Raw genomic sequence first — 17,096 nt, 5'->3', positions numbered from 1 at the left:
TCCGCCAAACTTAATTCGATTGTTGCGCCGTTACGGCAAAGCTTTACCTACGACCAAGGCAAAGAAATGTCGCGCCATCAGGAACTCACCGCCGCCACCGGCGTGAATGTGTACTTCTGCGACCCGCACAGTCCTTGGCAACGCGGTACTTGCGAAAACACCAACGGGTTGCTGCGCCAGTATTTGCCTAAAGGTACGGACCTATCGGTCTACAGTCAGGACGAACTCGACGCGATCGCTGACAGCCTGAATAGCCGGCCGCGCGCCACTCACGCGTTCCATTCTCCGTTCGAAGTCTTCGCTGCAACCCTTGCTTCAGCAAGCCAATCTCCAAGCTCTAAACACTGAACCCCCTGTTGCACTTCACCCTTGAAACCGCCAAGCCATAACATCCTCCAAAATTTAATGCGTACCGGTTGAAAGAGTTCACATGAAAATTCAACCGACCAATACTTGGTAGTGCTCTCTATCCGTCATGAGACTAGAATCAGTCAAGACCATTTTTCACATCAGCATAAGCAACGCTTAGTGGGCAGTGCCGTTGATGGCCAGTCCCGCCGGGCGTGCTTCAAAACGGCATTGAAGATGTTTAGGGTATAGCACGTCGATCTCGCGTACCAGACGGTCAATTTCATGCTTGAGTTCATCGGCCTGCCGAACCCCCAGCAAGTACCCCGCCTTTACAAGACCTTCACCGAATTTCTCGACCATCAGCGCGGCCAGCGCCGGCGTTTCCGCGCCACGTGTCACGTCCTGCGCGCGGTTTCCCGCGTATCGTTGAATTTCTTCAATCAAAGCCCGAACGTCATCGGTCATAGTACTCCCGCTTTTTATAGTTTCGATCTCGCGAAAACCTCACCTTCTTCGGATCGCTTGGTATTGTTGACCTTCCGCGGTAATCGCCGTGTCGAAAGAACGCTTCCCGCCGTATAGGTTCTGTAAAAACGACGTGCGGCAAAAACGGGCGTTATCTCCGACGCCTCAAGCCTTCGTCACGGGGAAGGCAAAGGAACGGATCGAGATTTCGCTGGTGCAGTAGATGAATGGTGATGGCCATTGCAGGGTCACCTGCATCGCCTGATGCGTTAGCGAATTTCATTGGTTGACTACTGAGCCAGCGGAGCCACTGAACTTTAAGCGAGCCCGGTACCGTGCCCTCCTCCTGGCCCCCGCGCGCCGACGGCGCTGAAAACGAAATCGCCGTGGGGCGATGAGCGACAAGCGCGAGTTGAACAATGAGACCCGCGCTAATCACAGGTCGACCTGTCATCTTCCATGGCAACGATTGTTTCGAAAGCTGCCGCGCAGTCGGAGATATCCGGAAAATGTGGGAATGGCGAGCGTTCAGAACGTGCGCCGGATGAAGTACGTGCAGACGGCGCTGAGCAAGCCGACACAGGCGATGTAGAGCGCAATCCACCACGGCTGCAAGTTGCCGTAGTGCAGAAGCGCCGTTGCGACGAGCGGCGTGATCGAACTGGAGACAATGCCCGATACCTGGTACACGATGGAGATGCCGCTATACCGCACTCGTGTATCGAACAGTTCGCAGAAGAGCGCGGCCTCGGGACCATAGACGAAGGCGTAGATCACCCCCAGTACGATCACGATGGCGGCGGTCACGGCGACGACGCTGCCCGAGTAATGAAAAACAGCGAAAGCCGGCCACGCGCTAAGGCCACAGACCACCGCACCCCAGCCGAACACCTTGCGGCGGCCGAGCCGGTCCGACAGGCGCGATGCGATCGGAATCGTGAACATCAGCACCAGTGCCGCAAGCGTCACGGCGATGAGCACCGCCGACTTCGCGTAGTGCTGGATGCCGATCAGATAACTCAGCGCGAACACCGCATACGTGTTGAAAATCACGCCGTCGATATAACGCGCGCCCCAACCCAGGAACACGTTCTTGCGGTAGTCGGTGAACACCTCCCGCACCGGCACCTTCGCGACCGCGTGACTGTCGCGAATCTTCGCGAACGCGGGTGTTTCGACAATGCGCAACCGGATAAACATGCCCACGGCAACGAGCAGGATGCTGGCCATGAACGCGACCCGCCAGCCCCATTGCAGGAAGGCATCGGGAGTCAGCAAGGTCGTCAGGACCGCCACCGCGCCACTGCTCAGACACAGGCCGATTGCAAGCCCGATCTGCGGATATGACGCATACAGGCCGCGATGTTCACGTGGAGCATATTCGAAAGCCATCAACACTGCACCGCCCCACTCGCCGCCAAGGCCAATGCCCTGCAGCAGCCGCAACAACAGCAGGCAGACGGGCGCCCAAATGCCGATCGACGCATAGGTTGGCAGTACGCCGATCAAGAACGTGGACACGCCCATAATGGAAAGCGTAAGCACGAGCAAAGGCTTGCGTCCGAACCGGTCACCGAAATGGCCAAAGATCACACCACCAAGCGGACGGGTGACAAAACCGACCGCGTAGACCGTATAGGCCAGCATGGTCGAAACAAATGCGTTCCCCGTCGGGAAGAACAGCTTGTCGAATACGAGTCCGGTAATCGTGCCGTAGAGGAAAAAGTCGTACCACTCAACGGTGGTGCCGATCAGACTGGCTAGGGCAACCGACTTCACAGACCGGGCATTGACGGCAGCCGGCATGTCACCTGCGATTTCCACTGCTTCCATGCTTGTCTCCTGATAGTTGCCGGGCCCGTGACGCCATTTGACGTCCGCTGCCTCGGCACTTGCCTTTAATGCGGCTTTTTGTTGTGCTGCAAGATGCGCCGGTGTAAACCCGGCCTGTGCTTTTCTCCAGAATTTCCATGCCCTGATGCTGATTCCGGCCGCTCTCCTGCGACCGCCCCGTCACACGCTCGAAGCAATGAAATTGCGTCCGCGTGGCCCGCTCAACGCGTGAGCGATCATCCTGTCCGACTCCTCGACACTGACGCCATAACTCGAAAACGATGTACGTACTCCAAGCGATTCGAGGAACTCGGTCAGGTAGGCGGCCGCATCGGCTAGCCGGCACGGGAAGACTTTCGCGAGCACGGCGTCGCGCTCGGCGCTTTTGCCTAGCGCAAGATCCAGCACCATCGGCAGCGTGAACGAACACGCGATTCCATGAGGCAGACCGTGATGGATCGTCATCTCATACGAAATGGAATGAGCCAGCGCGGTCTTCGTGTTCGAGAACGCGAGCCCGGCTTTAAGTGCGGCGAGCGAAGCCCGTTCACGCAGCGCCCGGTCCTGCAAATTCATGGCGAGCGCGGGCAACGTGGTTAGCATGTCGCGCGCGGCAGACACGGCGAATTCGTCGGAGATCACGTTTGCATTGATGTTCCAGATCGCTTCGAGCGCGTGCGATAGCGCATCGAGCCCACTCTGCACCGTGACCGAATGTGGCAGCGACAGCGTGAGTTCCGGGTCGACGATCGCGGCCTCCGGCCACGTCTGCGGAAGCTGCAACGAATACTTGCGCTGCTTGATCGTGCGGTCCCAGATCGTTGCCCACGGCGTCACTTCGCTACCGGTGCCCGAGGTAGTCGGAACCGTGATCAGCGACTTCACGCGCGGCGGGGTAAACGGCTTGCCCGTGTCGAGCAAGGCCAGCAGTTCGCCAAACTCGCCACTTTCCGTGCCGACCATCAGCGTTTTCGCAGTGTCGAGCACGCTGCCGCCACCAATTGCGACGACGACCGGGCAATGCTCATGTCTCTGCCAGAAATCGCGATACAAGCCTGCGATGTGAGTGACGTCCGGGTTCGGCTGCACGTCGTCGATCACGGCCACCACGCTATCGCCGCACAACTCGCGCACGCGCTGCGCGAGACCGATTTGCGCCGCTTCCGCGAACGTCACGACGACGGCGCGGCGCCCCTCAAGAATCTGCGGCAACCGCTCGATACAACCAAGGCCGAAATGGATCTCTACAGGATTCCAAAAAACACCGTTCATAGTCCCCCCTCTTTTTGGTGGTGCATCTGATACGGATGAATTATGGGAAACATCGATGTATAGTGAAAATACAAATACTTCTGTTGAAGTATTCAGGAAATCTATGCGACTCACTCAGCTACGATCGTTTTATGCCGTCGGCAAGCATGGCAGCGTCACAGCCGCCGCACGCGCACTGCATGTCAGCCAGCCGACTGTTACAACACAGGTGCGAGCTCTTGAGGAAAGCTACGGGGTCGAGCTATTTCATCGCAGCGGCCGTCGGATCGTGCTGACAGCCGCTGGGGAGACCTTGTTCGCGATCGCCCAGCGGATGTTTAGCAGCGAACAGGAGGCGATCGACTTCTTGAAGGAATCCGCGGGCCTGGGCACCGGGACCATCCGCGTGGGTGCGGTCGGGCCACTTCATGCAATGGAGATCGTCGCGGCGTTTCATCTTCGCTACCCGGGATTGCACGTATCCATCCGGCTCGGCAACTCAGAGGAAACCGTGCGCGGCTTGCTGTCGTATGAAACGGATGTCGCGGTGCTTGCACAGTACGGTGCCGACCCCCGGCTTCATTACGTGCCCTATCGACAGCACCCGCTTGTCATTATCGTTCCGGTCACGCATCGGCTGGCGCGCCGGCGACGCGTTGACCTGGAAGAACTTCGCAACGAGCAGATGATCATGCGCGAGCCAGGCTCCACGACGCGCAAGGCGCTTGAAGACGCGCTTAGGCGGCACGGTATAGAGCCAAACTTCGCGCTTGAAGTAGGCAGCCGGGAGGCCGTGCGCGAAGCAGTCATTCTTGGACTTGGAATAGCGGCGGTGTCGGAGCGCGAACATGTCGATGACTCACGGCTGCGCAAGCTGTCGATCGACGGCGAGCAGGTATTGACTCACGCGCATGTCGCCTGTCTCGCCGAGCGCAAAGCCGCGCGGCTCGTGCAGGCCTTCTTTAAGGTGGTCGATCAGGTGCTGCTCGATAAAGACTCCGGGCAGCCGCCGGCTAAGCGCACTTGCCCGGCGGACGGTCATGCCACCGAAAACTCCGTTTGAAAAAAGCAAACCATCATCGCCCTGACGGCGGTATCCCGGGCACAGAACGCAGGCGCCACCTTAGCCCGACGTTCAGGAAAATTGGACCAGGGATCCGCGCTGAAACACTGCATTTGCCTTAGGCTTGCGAAGCCTCCCTTTGCAAAAGCGGATAGGCAATGGCGCATACGTGTGAGTGAATCCGCTTTAGATCACGCAATATATCCAGATGCAAAGTACTCGAAGCAATGCTGTCGAGTTTCCCTTCGCGCAACCGCTCAAGGTGCTTCTCCTTGGCATGCTGTTCAAGCTGTCGAACAATCTGCTTGTCTTCGAGCAGGCGCTCGGCCGTCCGCGGACTGCTCGTAACAAATAGCGCTTGAGCCCGATGAAAGCTGTCGATTACTGAACGATGCAACGCCAGCAATTCCTCGGCTCCTTCGCCCGAAAACCGCAAGTTTCCCTTGATTTTCTTCTGCGCAAGTTCCATCAGGTTCTTGTCGACAATATCTCCGATATGTTCGAGATTGATCACGAATGTGAGGATAGCGGACGCCCGCTGGTTGTCCTCAATGCTCAACTCCTCGCGGGTTATCCCGGTAACGTATTGCTTGATGGCCTCATGAAGTACATCGACCGCATCGTCACGGCGAATGATGTCGTTCACAGCACGCCGGTCTTCAGCAATGAGCACTGGCACGCTTTGGCGCAGCATGTCCTCGACGATATCACCCATGTGAATGACTTCTCGCGTGGCACATGCGAGCGCTTCGACTGGCGAGCCCAGCACCGAGGTGTCGAGATGACGCGGCGCGTCGGGGTGGGTGGCGCTGGTACGCTGCGGCAGCATTCGTTCGAGAAGCTTGGAGACTGGGCCGAGTACCCCGATAAACAGCGCGGCGATGAGCACGTTGAGTCCGGTGTGAAAATTGGCAACGGTTCGTCCTGCATCGCCGGGTACGCTGTCCAGAAAACTGGCGAGCGGTACGCTCATTGAAAGCAGCAGAAGACAAACGCCGCCCCGTAGCAGCAAATTGCCGGCAGGGAGCCGCTTGCGGCTTAAGTCGTCACCCTTGGCTGCTTCAAAATAAGGATTCAGCGCGCTCCCAATGTTTGCGCCGAGCACCATCGCCACCACCGTACTCATCGGAACAGTGTGAACGCTCGCGAGCGACATCACGAACAGCACGACCGGAATGCTCGAATGCGCGGCCCATGTCAGCACGCAAGAGACGGCAGCATTCAATATCGGCTCACCTGACAATGCTCCAAGGACCGTGCGCAACTCTGGAGCTGTTTCGGCGGGCCGCATTGTCGCAACAAGTAACGTCAGTGCGAGCAACATCAACCCGAGGCCAATAGACGCACGGCCTATATCGCGGTTTCTGGAGCCCTTGCCTCTTTCAAAGAGCGCCATGCCGATCAACAGGCAAGCGGGCGATATCCAGCTCAAATCAAGCGAGAATGCCTGAACAATCAGCGTTGAACCGACGTTGGCGCCTAGCATGATCGCCAGTCCCGTCACGGGCTTCATCAGGCCCCGGGCCGCGAACGATGTCGCAATCATCCCGGTAGCGGTGCTGCTTTGCAACGCACCGGTGATCGTCAATCCGGCAAAGAAAGCATTGAAGCGATTGCCAAGGCTATGCGCCATGAATTGCTTCAACGAGGCTCCAAATGCCCGCATCAACCCGGATTCGACCATATGGAGGCCCCACGTCAGCAGAGCGACGCCACCGGCCAGGTGCAGCAAGACCAGGATCAATTTAGTCCTCCATGAGCCAATTGGCTTATCTATCGGGGTTCAAGCGACCGCCCGCTTTCAACTGGTGCGTGCGGGTAGTTTGCGTCTCGAATTCATGCAATCCTCTTGATGACATTTACGCTCTCGCGGTCGCTTTGTTCGCGATACGAGACAAGCCCAACAACACAACCAGTGTCGCCGCACCAAGAATCATGGTCAGTGTCGCGGAATCGAAGATGGCGCCGCGATCAGACAGCGAAAAAATGCCGACCGGCAGTGTCACCCACCCTGGCGGGTAGATCATCAAGGTCGCACCGAGTTCGCCCATTGACATCGCGAAACTCAGGCTGAAAGCCGCAATGAGGTACGGCGCGAGCAATGGCAGCGTCACGTGGCGCAGACGATAAAAAGGCCGTGCGCCAAGACTTTGAGCAATGTGCTCATAGTCCGGCGGCAGGCGCGTGAGACCCGCCGAAACATTGCCATAGGTGAATGCCGAGATGAGCAAGAAATGTGCGATGAACACGATCAATGCCGTGCCGTTTAGAAGCATGGGTGGCTGACTGAAAGCGACCAGCAGACCAAGTCCAATTGACACCGATGGCACAGCGCTTGGTATGAAGAACACGACATCGAGAATCCGCTTCGGAATACCCTTCATCACCCGCAATGCCAATGCGGCCCACGTGCCGCTCACCAGTGCCGCCACACTTGCCACGACCCCGGTCAGGACACTGATTTTCAACTGACTGGCCGACTCGGCCCTGAACGCTTGAGCATAGTGTGCCAGCGTCAAATGGGTCGGCAATATGTCGTTCCACTGACCACTGATGCTGGCTAGAGCGATCATGCCAATCGGCAAACCGTAGACAATGCCAAACATGACTCCCAGAACTATCCAGGCAAGAACTCGCCCCCATTTAGCCCATACCAGCACGGCGACCTCCGCAATATGCAATAACCATCCGATAGAAAGCGTAAAGGCCCAGCGACAACGCGATGTTGACGACCGCGATGACGCAGGCGGTGGTGTAGTCAAACTCCTGGATGGCTTTGTCGTACACGAGCAGCGGCAACGTGATGACGTCTTTGGCTCCAATGAACAGCACAATTCCAAATTCGTTGACGGTCAGAAGAAGGCATAAGCTGCCGCCGGCAATCAAGGCGGGTAATGCGGCCGGCAGGATAATGCGCCGCACAATGCGCCAAGGCCGTGCCCCAAGACTGCTCGCAACTTCGATTTGCGATGGATCGATCAGCGAGAAGCTGGCGAGCAATGGACGCATCACAAAAGGCGTATAGACAGTGATCTCCGAAAGAATCACGCCCCACTGTGAATAAAGGAAATTGAGCGGTGGCAATTCCAGGTGCATCAGGTGCATCAGTGATTGGTTGAGCAAACCAGCTGATCCGTAAATAAAGGTGAACGCGAGTGCGACGAGAAACGTAGGCAGCGCGATAAAGGTATCGATCACGCGAGCGATAAGTTTCGCACCCGGAAATGGGATGAAGGCGATGATTACAGAGAAAATGAAACCGAGCACGAGACATCCCGTCGACGCGCTTAGCGCGATGGTGATGGTGTGATAGAGGCCGCTCAGAAACTGGTTCGAGCGAAGTACGTTGGTGAAGCGCGCGAGCGACAGAACATGATCTTCTCCTGCCAGCGCTTCGCGCAAAATCAACGCGAGCGGGTAGAAGAACAGCACCACGAGCACCAGCAGTGGGGGCGCGATCCAGTACTGGCGCTGCGGCGAATGAACTGCACGGGAAGACGGTGCTACAGCAATATCAGCCATGTGCAACGTGCTCCGGAACAAGGGTGACGTCCGCTGGATCGAAGTGCACGACAAGCTCTGTGCCTGGCGCCGGCGGGTCGGAAAGAGGATTGCACGTGAGGCGCAATGTTTGCTCTTGTACCTCCAGGGCGACGCTATGGAGATCGCCCTGCCATTGGACGGCCCGCACGATCCCCGTCAAGATGTTCCCCCCTGCTCCGCTCGGCTGCAATCGCAAGTCGTGTGGGCGTATGCACACCAGGCTGTCGCTGCCGTCAGGCAAGGAGTGGTGATTGCGGCCGCGCAGCAGGGTATCGCCAAAGCGTACGCATGCAAAGCCAAGGTCGGCCGATTGCAACGATCTCGCCGGCAGGATATTTGCACGTCCAAGGAATTCGGCTGCAAAACGGTTTGGCGGGTGACGGTATAGCGATTGGGCATTGCCGAACGCAACCAGCTTGCCATCACGCATGATGCCAATGTGATCCGCGAGGGTCAGCGCTTCAGTCTGGTCGTGCGTCACATACAGCACAGTCAGCGACGGCAGGTCGCGATGCAGCTTGGCCAACTCGTCCAACATTGAACGGCGAATCTGTGCATCGAGGGCCGAGAGCGGCTCATCGAGCAACAGCACTTGCGGGCGGATCGCCAATGCACGAGCGATAGCAACGCGTTGCTGCTGCCCGCCCGAGAGTTCCCGCGGATAGCGCTTGCCGTAGGCCGTCATTCCCACCAGGCGCAGACATTCGGGGATGCGTTCACGGATGACTTCAGCACTTGCGCCGCGCGCACGCAGCCCAAATGCAACATTGTCTTCAACGCGCATGTGTGGGAACAACGCATAGTTCTGTACAACCATGCCGATATTGCGTTCATACGGAGGAAGGCGAGTCACATCCCGGTCGCCGATAATGATTCGGCCTGCTGTGGGTTGTACAAAGCCCGCCACCGCTCGCAGCGCGGTTGTCTTCCCGGAGCCCGATGGACCGATGAGCGCGACAATCTCACCGGGCTTCACAGTAAGGTTCAAAGCGTCAAGAATCACTTGGTCCCCATAGGCGACCGAGACATTCTCGAATCCAATTCCACTCGCTCCGGGAACAATGCGAGATGCGGGGGCCGACACGCGCATGTGTGGCCCTTGCGACATGGTGGTGCTGTTGGTAGCCATTTAGTTGCTCGAGATCGCTTGGTTGTAGGCGGCAATGTCTTGCTTCATATCTTGCAGAACCTGGTTCCAGTCGGGCGTCCAGATATCGACTCCTCCAAGCATCGCGTTGAGTGTCTTGAAGTTTGCGTCTGCAGGGTGCACGTCAGTGCGCACGGGAAAGCCATACGCGACCTCGCTCACCTGTTTTTGCGCCGCTTCGCTCAGCAGAAAATCGATCAGCTTCTTGCCGTTCGCCACGTGAGGTGCACCATTGACGAGACCGATGTCATAGGGCAGCGAAAAGGCGGTTCTCTTGCCATCCGGGCCTACGGGAAAAAACACATGAATGTTTGGGTTATCCCGCATCTGCGCGAGATTCATTTGCATATCGCCGTTGGCCACATACAACTCGCCCTTGTTGACAAGCGCGGTCAATTTCCCCGTCGACGCAGAGGGCCCAAGATTGTTGATTTGCAGCTTTCGCAAATAGGCGAGTCCGGCTTGCTTGCCATCAAACGAATGAAATGCCTGCAGCATCAGCGCGGTACCGTCGCCGGCTTGGCCAGGCGTCGAATACTGGATTTTCTGCTTGAATTTCGGATCCAGGAGATCTGTATACGTCTTCGGTTCAGTTTTTAGCACCGAAGAGTTGTATATAAAGTCGGGAAAGTTATTGACGATCGCGAAGTAAAGGCCTTTCGGATCCTTGTCTCGCGCGTCAATCTTGTCCGCCCCCGCTGGGGTGTACGCCTGAAGCAGACCGTCGGCGGCCGCTTTCTGTACAAAGGGAGGTATCGTGACAAGAACATCGGCTTGGGTGTTTGATTTCTCCTTCGCGAGTCGATCGACGACACCGCTAGACCCCGCTTCAATATATTGGACCGTGATACCTGTCGCTTTGGTAAATTCCTCGAACTGGTTCCCCAGCCAGCTAGGAGAGCCGTCATGGAGACCGTCGGCGCTATAGATCGTTACCACATCGGATTGTGCAATCGCCGGGCTTGCGGCTGAAACCATGATGCAGGCCGCCACGGCTATCGGTTTCGCTTTCATGTTCATCCTTGTATGGTTTTGGGACTCAGGGGATAACTTTGAACATTTCCATGTTTAGTTATCCTATTAGCTTCGATATGCAGAGGTGCCTACGCGCCCTACATTCGCTCGGCCTCACACCCGAAGCAACCTCGCATATCGACTCAAAAGCGCAACGAATCCAACATTGGCATGAAGCCAAATCGAACCATGCCCTGCCGGGAAGCACTCACCATCTAGCAACAGCAGACGCAAAAGACGCGTCTATGACCTCAAGCCCACGGAATCGACCACGTACGGACGTTGGTGAAACTCTTCATTGCCTCGACAATTCCTTCTTTATAACCGTTGCCGGAATCCTTGATGCCGCCAAACGGCGACATCTCGATTCGATAACCTGGAACCTCCCAAATGTTCACCGTCCCGACTTCGAGCTCTTTGACAAACCGGGTGATGTAGTCGAGGCGGTTGGTGCAAACGCCAGAAGAAAGTCCAAATGCCGTCGAGTTGGAGATCCTGATTATTTCTTCGATCTTGTCTGGCACCCGAATGACCGGGATCACGGGCCCAAAAGTCTCCTCGCGTACCAGTTCGCAATCGTATGGCACGTGGTCGACGACGGTCGGTGCAAAGAGAGCTCCCCTGTGCGGTGCGCCGTGTAATACCTTGGCGCCATGGGCAACCGCGTCCTGCACGCGCCGCGCAAAGAGCGCCGCTGACGTTTCGTTGATGACGGTGCCTACGTCAACCGTTGGATCCATGGGGTCGCCGGATTTGAGTTTCTTTGCCTTGGCCAGAACCAACTCGACAAATTCGTCGGCCACGCTTTCTACCACCAGAATGCGTTTGACCGCCGTGCAACGCTGACCAGAGTTTTTGGTCGCGCCTTGAACAGCGAGTTCGGCTGCCTTGTCGAGGTCGGCGTCCTCCATGACGATGAGTGGATCGTTGCCGCCGAGTTCCAGCACGACACGGCGATAGCCAGCCTTGTCCGCGATATATTTTCCAACCCTGACCGAGCCGGTAAACGTGATGAGGTCGCAATCGGGATCGGTGAGCATCGAGTCCCCCATGGTGCGCGGATTACCGGTCACGACACTCAGCATCTCTGGCGGCAATCCAGCTTCGTAAAGCACATCGGCCAGTGCGAGGGCTGTGAGTGGCGTGAGCTCAGTCGGCTTAAGCACCAGCCTGTTATTCGTGGCGATCGCCGGAGCGAGCTTGTGACTTACCATGTTTAGCGGATGGTTGAATGGGGTGATCGCGGAGACCACGCCGAGCAGAGGCGTGCGGGTTGTGAAGATCTGACGGTTCTTGCCGTTGGGGCTGACATCGCAGGCATAGATTTCACCGTCGTCCTTGATCATCAGTTGAGCCGCAAACGACCAGACATCATAGGCACGGCTTGCCTCGTAGAGTGAGTCCTTCCAGCACAGGCCCGATTCGGCGGTGATTAGCCGGGCGAAATCCTCCTTGCGATCACGCAGCATCTCCGCTGTCGTCTGAAGGATTCGTTGACGCTCGAAGCGGGTCAGTTGTGGCCGGAAGGCACGTGCCTTGGCGAAGGCCTCGCGCACGTGTTCGGGTCGACCGGCTGGAACGGTACCGACGACCTCGTTGTTGTACGGGTTCAACACCTCAATGACTTCGTCGGTGGTAACGAGCTTGCCTGCGATACGCATGGACTCTTGACGAAACGCGGGCTTGGTCAGGACGTTCATAAATTACCTCGGTCGATCGATCCTGGTTCACGGGCAGTGAATACAGGGAAAAGGGAGTGCCCCAAGCCTCAGGCAATATGCTTCAAGACGACATGGTTCAAGGCGATAGCGAACAAGTCGTAGTTCCGAGGTTCGCGATCCGCCGGCCAGTCGACCCGGCGGTTGACGAGCAGTGGAATGGTCTGTTCGGTCAACCCGCCGTGCGAGCGCAACGGCTCGGTTAGCCCCGACAGATCGTGCCGCGAAGCGCTGGTGCCGAACACCTTGTGGCGCGTCGCGAGAACCACGACATCGCCGATGCGATCGGCCGGCAATTCGAAGCGCTCACAGGCCTGCGCGTTCGATATCGCCAGTTCAATGCCTTCAACATCCCGCAGGCGGTTTATCACTGACGGCGTATCGGCGGACTGCGGCAGGTAGACCGTGGCGAACGAGCCCAACGCGCCGTGATGGGCGACGTAGGGATCCGTAATGGGCAGAATCACCCGGGCTTTGTCGTGGCCCATCCAGTCGTCGAAGATGTCCTGCAGGTAGATGACGTCCGGGGACCCGTCCGGCTTGTGTTTGTCGTTCATGCCGTGATCGGCCGTCAACGCCAGCACGCAGCCTTCCGCTTCCAGAAGTGCGACATATCGATCCAGCATCGCGTAGAAGGAATTCGCGTTCGGTGTGCCAGGCGCCGCCTTGTGCTGAACATAGTCGGTCGTCGAGAGATACATGAGGTCGGGACGAAACGCCCTCAGCAGCTTGACGCCAGAGGCAAAAACGAATTCGGACAGATCCGCCGAATAGACTGTCGGCAGCGGTTTTTCGACGAAGGCCAGAAGATCGTCGATGCCGTTTTCCTTCAGCGTGGCTTTGTCGGCTTTTTCCGCGGAGAACGCGATCGCTCGGCCTGTTGAGAAATCAAGTCCTTTGCCGAGCAGCGTTCGCAGTTTGTCCTTGGCCGTAACGACAGCCACTCTTGCACCCACGTCATGGAAAGCCTGGAATAGGGTCGGCGCGCGCAGAAAACGCGCCTCGTTCATCATGACTTCCTGGCCTGTGGTCCGGTCATAAAAATAGTTGCCAGCAATACCGTGGACCTGTGGCGGCCGCCCTGTGATGATCGAGATGTTGTTCGGATTCGTAAAACTCGGAATCACACATTTCGCCAGCAGGTTCGCACCATTTTTCATGAGGCGATCAAGATTGGGGGCAAGGCCCGCTTTGATTGCCGCTTCAATATAGCCGGGCTCGGAGCCGTCGAGACAGATCACAACGGTTGGAACTTGCGGGAAGCTGTAGTCGCGGCCATTCACAGAGACCGCAGAAGCATGTAGCTCAGTCATGATGGTGTCCTGATGGTCCATTAAGCGGCTTTGGTGGACGGGTTCGTCACACCCATTTCGTCGAGCACCTCACGGACAGCCGCGAGTGCGTCGCGCATCTGGGTCTCCCCCAGGCGACCAATGCAGCCGATCCGGAACGAATCGGCGACCGTCAGCTTGCCCGGATAAATGACGAACCCGCGTCGCTTCAGGCCATCGTAGAAATGCTGAAAGACGAAGCCGGGATGGTCGAGCATGTGAAATGTCACGATGATCGGGGCCTGTAAATCTGCCGGCAGGAGCGGCTTGAATCCGAGTGCCGTCATGCCCTCGAGCAGGATGCGACAGTTGTTCCGATAGCGGCCGCCTCGTCCCGGCACGCCACCCTCGGCAGTGAACTCTTCAAGCGCCTGATGAAACGCCACGATGACATGTGTTGGCGGTGTGAAACGGTATTGCCCCGTCTTTTCAAAGTTCGCCCATTGATCATAGAGGTCGAGAACGAGCGTAGTCGCATTGCCTTTGGTTTGCGCGAGTGCATCGCGTCTGCAGATGACAAAACCGAGCCCGGGAACGCCTTCAATGCACTTGTTTGAGGACGCAGCAACCGCGTCGGCGCGGATTCCTCGTGCGTCGAGAGGAAGTGCGCCAAAGGCACTCATCGAATCAATGAGGTAGCTTTTTTTGTACAGCGCCGCAAGCGCGCCAATTTTCTCGATTGGATTGAGGATGCCCGAGGTTGTTTCGCAGTGTATGGTGAAGATATGCGTAATGGCGTGGTCCCGCTGCAGGATAGCCTCTACCTCCTGCAAGTCCGGCGGTGCATCTTCGGCGGTTTCATGTACCACGGTCGCGCGTCCGGCTATATCCAGGATGCGCTTCGCGCGCTGGCCATAGGCGCCGTTGATCAGAACGAGAACCTTGCCTTTCACTGGTACGAAACTGGTCAACATGGACTCGACAGCAAAAGTGCCAGAACCCTGCATTGGCACGGTTACATAGTCATCCTTACCATTTGCAATCTCGCAAAGACGCGTCAGGACCTTTTTATTAATCGCGACAAAACTCGCATCGCGTGACCCCCAGTCGTGCACCATGGCCGCTTTGACCGTACGCGACGTCGTTAGTGGCCCAGGAGTCAGAAGTAATGGATCGCCCGTTTCGGAGGCGGCCGGCCTGGCATATGCGAAATGAGTCATTGGATACCCGTCCAGTATTGGAGTGATCGGCGATTGGCGCGCAGTAGTCGTTGCTCGCTTGGAAATCACTTTAGAATAAGCAACAAAAACAGTCAAGTCGCCACAATATGCCACATGCTCATATTTTATTCTCCCTGCCGCCATCGGTGCCAAGAGGCCCGTGGCAGTAGGCATGCGGCCACGATTCAACGGGGGATAGTGCTTACCCGTACAAGGGTTTTTCGAAGTTAGTACGGCAACGATTCCTGAAATGGAGTCATGTTTGTGTACTCTGTTTAGAGCGAGGAAAGCGGATCGCGATTGCGATCGGCTGAGCTCACCTGACGCATATCAGGTGGCCGTCTCCATGGAAAGACGAAGTGCGGTGGCTGTGCAAGTCAGGTCACCATTTCCTCACGAGCGAGACTGGGTAGAACCGCGGTGCTTACAAAAGAGAACCGATTCCGCTGGATAATAATGATGTGGCAGCGGCTGATCTCAACAAGCCACGCACGCTCCAACGGTATTGCCCGGTGGGCCGACGTAACAGGTTGATATGACTTTCGTGTCTAGCAGGGTTTATGGTCGTGCAACTATCACCTGCCAATGTCGATCCGCGAGTGCCTGCGAAAGCGACTTTGGCGGTGACTTGTCGACGATCAAACCGGCTATCTGGGATACAGGTGCAATCAGCACTGGCGTGCTAAGTTCAAACTTGGTGTGATCGGCCAGGACATAGGTCTTTTTGCCGACTGTCATCATTGCATGTCTCTGCTCTGCTGCAAGCCGCGAGTAGTCTGTGAGCTCGCCCTCGGGCGAGATACCGCTGACACCGAGAAATACGAGATCGACCCGAAAGTGGGCAAGCGCTGCTATCGTCTCAACGCCGAACGCCGCCTCGTCGCTAGGGGAAACTTCACCTCCAAGTACGATCACCTTCACGCCGGGTGACCGGCACAATAGAAGCGCGATTGGCAAACTATGCGTGATAACAGTGAGATCGTTGAAATTGGCCAGTGCGGCACTCAAGGCGAATGTTGTTGACCCTGAGTCGATCAATACAACCATCCCGTCACGAACCAGGGTAGCCGCCTCGCGACCTATGGCGGCTTTGCCGGCAGCATTCGCAGCCGCACGTGTCGCAAGCGACGGTTCGTCCATGGGTCGCCGCGCGGCACCACCATGTACGATGCTCGCCCGACCTTGCGTTGCAAGCGCTTTGAGGTCGCGACGGATAGTTTCGCGCGACACGCCCAGCCTGCCGGCAAGGTCGGCGACGCTGACGAAGCCGTCAGCGTCGAGGGACTGCACGATTTGGTCTACGCGACCGATAGCGAGCAGGCGATTCATAAAAGCCGATTTTGGACGAAGTGGTTTGATGTAGCATTTTGTGGCAATTGCAGCAAGTATTCTTTACCTCGATTCGTGAAAGCCACGAGCTGAGCTATCGCGTCTTACCCGGCCAACTGACGACCTGACGACCTGACGACAGGGGCTCTATGCGCTCTGTTCATCTCTTCTGGCACGCGAGAGCGTCGCCACTTCGCAGTTGGCCGCCGCCTGCATTGAGAATGACATCGAGCAGCGCCATTGCGTCCATGCCTCCCGGCAAACTACGGACGATGGGGTCGAGACGGCCGTCGATCTGTAGCATGGCGAATCCATGGACAAGTGCCCAGGCGGTGACTACCCGCGCGGCGCCGTCCGTGGGCAGGGGAGCATCGGACTCTTGTGGCGCCCCGACCGCTGCGCGCAACACCGACGACGCGTCGTTCATCGCTTCGCGCAACCCCGGTCGTTCGAGGTCGAGGCGTTCGCTGCGAAACATCAGCATGAAGAGACCCGGAAACTGCGTCGCGAACTCGACGTAGGCGCGCCCCTGGGCGGCAAGCCGCGCCTCCGGATTGGCGGCCGCGGCCGCCGCATCGAGCAGCCGACGCTCAAAGCGGCGAAACCCAACAGCTGCCAACTCGCTGAGCAGTCCCGTCACATTGTCGAAGTGATTCTTGGGCGCGGCATGAGAAGCGCCGGCCTCGCGCGCAGCCGCTCGCAGCGTGAGCCCGCCAATGCCCTCGCGAGCGAGGATGCGCTCGGCTGCCTCCAGCATTGCTTCACGCAATGCGCCATGGTGATACGGACGCTTGGTCACGTCGGTCAATGCTCGTTTACTCGCCTTTCTAATGGTCATCTGTTTCCACCAATGTTGACGGCGTCAATTTTAACTTGACGAATGCAAGCGCA

Annotated in this window: 15 protein-coding genes; 2 read left to right on the top strand and 13 right to left on the bottom strand. The window is 57.4% G+C overall.

Annotation, left to right across the window (positions count from 1 at the left end):
* On the top strand, positions 1-348 hold a 348-nt coding region (locus tag BSU04_RS33775), incomplete at its 5' end, for an IS30 family transposase (RefSeq protein ID WP_144021434.1).
* A 177-nt stretch (positions 349-525) separates the two neighbouring features.
* On the opposite strand, the gene BSU04_RS33770 is transcribed toward BSU04_RS33775, so the two are convergent.
* The 3 genes from BSU04_RS33770 to psrA form a co-directional block, all read right to left on the bottom strand.
* Positions 526-816: a hypothetical protein gene (locus BSU04_RS33770; RefSeq protein WP_089164612.1), complete on the bottom strand. Its 291-nt coding sequence runs from the start codon at positions 814-816 to the stop codon at positions 526-528.
* 528 nt (positions 817-1,344) lie between these two features.
* A complete protein-coding gene (locus BSU04_RS33765) occupies positions 1,345-2,649 on the bottom strand; it encodes an MFS transporter (protein ID WP_256983665.1) in 1,305 nt (434 codons plus the stop codon).
* A 180-nt stretch (positions 2,650-2,829) separates the two neighbouring features.
* The gene (psrA, locus tag BSU04_RS33760) at positions 2,830-3,921 is read right to left on the bottom strand and encodes an iron-containing alcohol dehydrogenase PsrA (protein WP_089164611.1); all 1,092 of its coding nucleotides are present in this window, start codon (positions 3,919-3,921) and stop codon (positions 2,830-2,832) included.
* A 103-nt stretch (positions 3,922-4,024) separates the two neighbouring features.
* Here psrA and BSU04_RS33755 point away from each other — a divergent pair, with 103 nt between their 5' ends.
* Positions 4,025-4,963, top strand: coding sequence for a LysR substrate-binding domain-containing protein (locus BSU04_RS33755; protein WP_089164610.1), 939 nt, complete (start codon positions 4,025-4,027; stop codon positions 4,961-4,963).
* Positions 4,964-5,081: 118 nt separating this feature from the next.
* On the opposite strand, the gene BSU04_RS33750 is transcribed toward BSU04_RS33755, so the two are convergent.
* From BSU04_RS33750 to BSU04_RS33705, 10 genes are all read right to left on the bottom strand, one after another.
* Positions 5,082-6,707: a Na/Pi cotransporter family protein gene (locus BSU04_RS33750; protein WP_089164609.1), complete on the bottom strand. Its 1,626-nt coding sequence runs from the start codon at positions 6,705-6,707 to the stop codon at positions 5,082-5,084.
* A 115-nt stretch (positions 6,708-6,822) separates the two neighbouring features.
* Positions 6,823-7,623 carry an ABC transporter permease subunit gene (locus BSU04_RS33745; protein WP_089164617.1) on the bottom strand — a complete coding sequence of 267 codons (801 nt, stop codon included), beginning with the start codon at positions 7,621-7,623 and terminating at the stop codon, positions 6,823-6,825.
* Positions 7,607-8,485 carry a 2-aminoethylphosphonate ABC transporter permease subunit gene (locus BSU04_RS33740; RefSeq protein WP_089164608.1) on the bottom strand — a complete coding sequence of 293 codons (879 nt, stop codon included), beginning with the start codon at positions 8,483-8,485 and terminating at the stop codon, positions 7,607-7,609. The genes BSU04_RS33745 and BSU04_RS33740 overlap by 17 nt, the downstream gene beginning before the upstream one ends.
* Entirely contained in the window at positions 8,478-9,635 is a 1,158-nt protein-coding gene (locus tag BSU04_RS33735) for an ABC transporter ATP-binding protein (protein WP_218827381.1), read from the bottom strand. Before BSU04_RS33735 ends, BSU04_RS33740 begins: the two co-directional genes overlap by 8 nt.
* Positions 9,636-10,673: a 2-aminoethylphosphonate ABC transporter substrate-binding protein gene (locus BSU04_RS33730; RefSeq protein ID WP_256983664.1), complete on the bottom strand. Its 1,038-nt coding sequence runs from the start codon at positions 10,671-10,673 to the stop codon at positions 9,636-9,638.
* Between the two features lie 245 nt (positions 10,674-10,918).
* Positions 10,919-12,367, bottom strand: coding sequence for a phosphonoacetaldehyde dehydrogenase (phnY, locus tag BSU04_RS33725; protein ID WP_089164606.1), 1,449 nt, complete (start codon positions 12,365-12,367; stop codon positions 10,919-10,921).
* Positions 12,368-12,435: 68 nt separating this feature from the next.
* Positions 12,436-13,698: a phosphonoacetate hydrolase gene (gene phnA, locus BSU04_RS33720; RefSeq protein ID WP_089164615.1), complete on the bottom strand. Its 1,263-nt coding sequence runs from the start codon at positions 13,696-13,698 to the stop codon at positions 12,436-12,438.
* Between the two features lie 20 nt (positions 13,699-13,718).
* Positions 13,719-14,876, bottom strand: coding sequence for a 2-aminoethylphosphonate--pyruvate transaminase (locus BSU04_RS33715; RefSeq protein WP_089164605.1), 1,158 nt, complete (start codon positions 14,874-14,876; stop codon positions 13,719-13,721).
* 558 nt (positions 14,877-15,434) lie between these two features.
* Positions 15,435-16,205 carry a DeoR/GlpR family DNA-binding transcription regulator gene (locus BSU04_RS33710; protein ID WP_089164604.1) on the bottom strand — a complete coding sequence of 257 codons (771 nt, stop codon included), beginning with the start codon at positions 16,203-16,205 and terminating at the stop codon, positions 15,435-15,437.
* A 160-nt stretch (positions 16,206-16,365) separates the two neighbouring features.
* Positions 16,366-17,043 (bottom strand): TetR/AcrR family transcriptional regulator, encoded by a 678-nt coding sequence (locus BSU04_RS33705; protein ID WP_089164603.1) that lies wholly within the window; start codon positions 17,041-17,043, stop codon positions 16,366-16,368.
* Positions 17,044-17,096 lie beyond the last annotated feature (53 nt).

Origin of the sequence: Caballeronia sordidicola (genome assembly GCF_002220365.1) — a bacterium.
GTDB classification, from domain to species: domain Bacteria; phylum Pseudomonadota; class Gammaproteobacteria; order Burkholderiales; family Burkholderiaceae; genus Caballeronia; species Caballeronia sordidicola_C.
Note: the sequence above shows the minus strand (reverse complement) of the source record. Positions and strands in the feature narration are given on the sequence as shown.

Bases quoted from the DNA above. Each gene is read 5' to 3' on its own strand.
- psrA (WP_089164611.1), bottom strand. From the start codon at position 3,921: ATGAACGGTGTTTTTTGGAATCCTGTAGAGATCCATTTCGGCCTTGGT.
- BSU04_RS33730 (WP_256983664.1), bottom strand. From the start codon at position 10,673: ATGAACATGAAAGCGAAACCGATAGCCGTGGCGGCCTGCATCATGGTT.
- BSU04_RS33755 (WP_089164610.1), top strand. From the start codon at position 4,025: ATGCGACTCACTCAGCTACGATCGTTTTATGCCGTCGGCAAGCATGGC.
- BSU04_RS33770 (WP_089164612.1), bottom strand. From the start codon at position 816: ATGACCGATGACGTTCGGGCTTTGATTGAAGAAATTCAACGATACGCG.
- BSU04_RS33705 (WP_089164603.1), bottom strand. From the start codon at position 17,043: ATGACCATTAGAAAGGCGAGTAAACGAGCATTGACCGACGTGACCAAG.
- BSU04_RS33740 (WP_089164608.1), bottom strand. From the start codon at position 8,485: ATGGCTGATATTGCTGTAGCACCGTCTTCCCGTGCAGTTCATTCGCCG.
- BSU04_RS33715 (WP_089164605.1), bottom strand. From the start codon at position 14,876: ATGACTCATTTCGCATATGCCAGGCCGGCCGCCTCCGAAACGGGCGAT.
- BSU04_RS33765 (WP_256983665.1), bottom strand. From the start codon at position 2,649: ATGGAAGCAGTGGAAATCGCAGGTGACATGCCGGCTGCCGTCAATGCC.
- BSU04_RS33735 (WP_218827381.1), bottom strand. From the start codon at position 9,635: ATGGCTACCAACAGCACCACCATGTCGCAAGGGCCACACATGCGCGTG.
- BSU04_RS33710 (WP_089164604.1), bottom strand. From the start codon at position 16,205: ATGAATCGCCTGCTCGCTATCGGTCGCGTAGACCAAATCGTGCAGTCC.
- phnA (WP_089164615.1), bottom strand. From the start codon at position 13,698: ATGACTGAGCTACATGCTTCTGCGGTCTCTGTGAATGGCCGCGACTAC.
- phnY (WP_089164606.1), bottom strand. From the start codon at position 12,367: ATGAACGTCCTGACCAAGCCCGCGTTTCGTCAAGAGTCCATGCGTATC.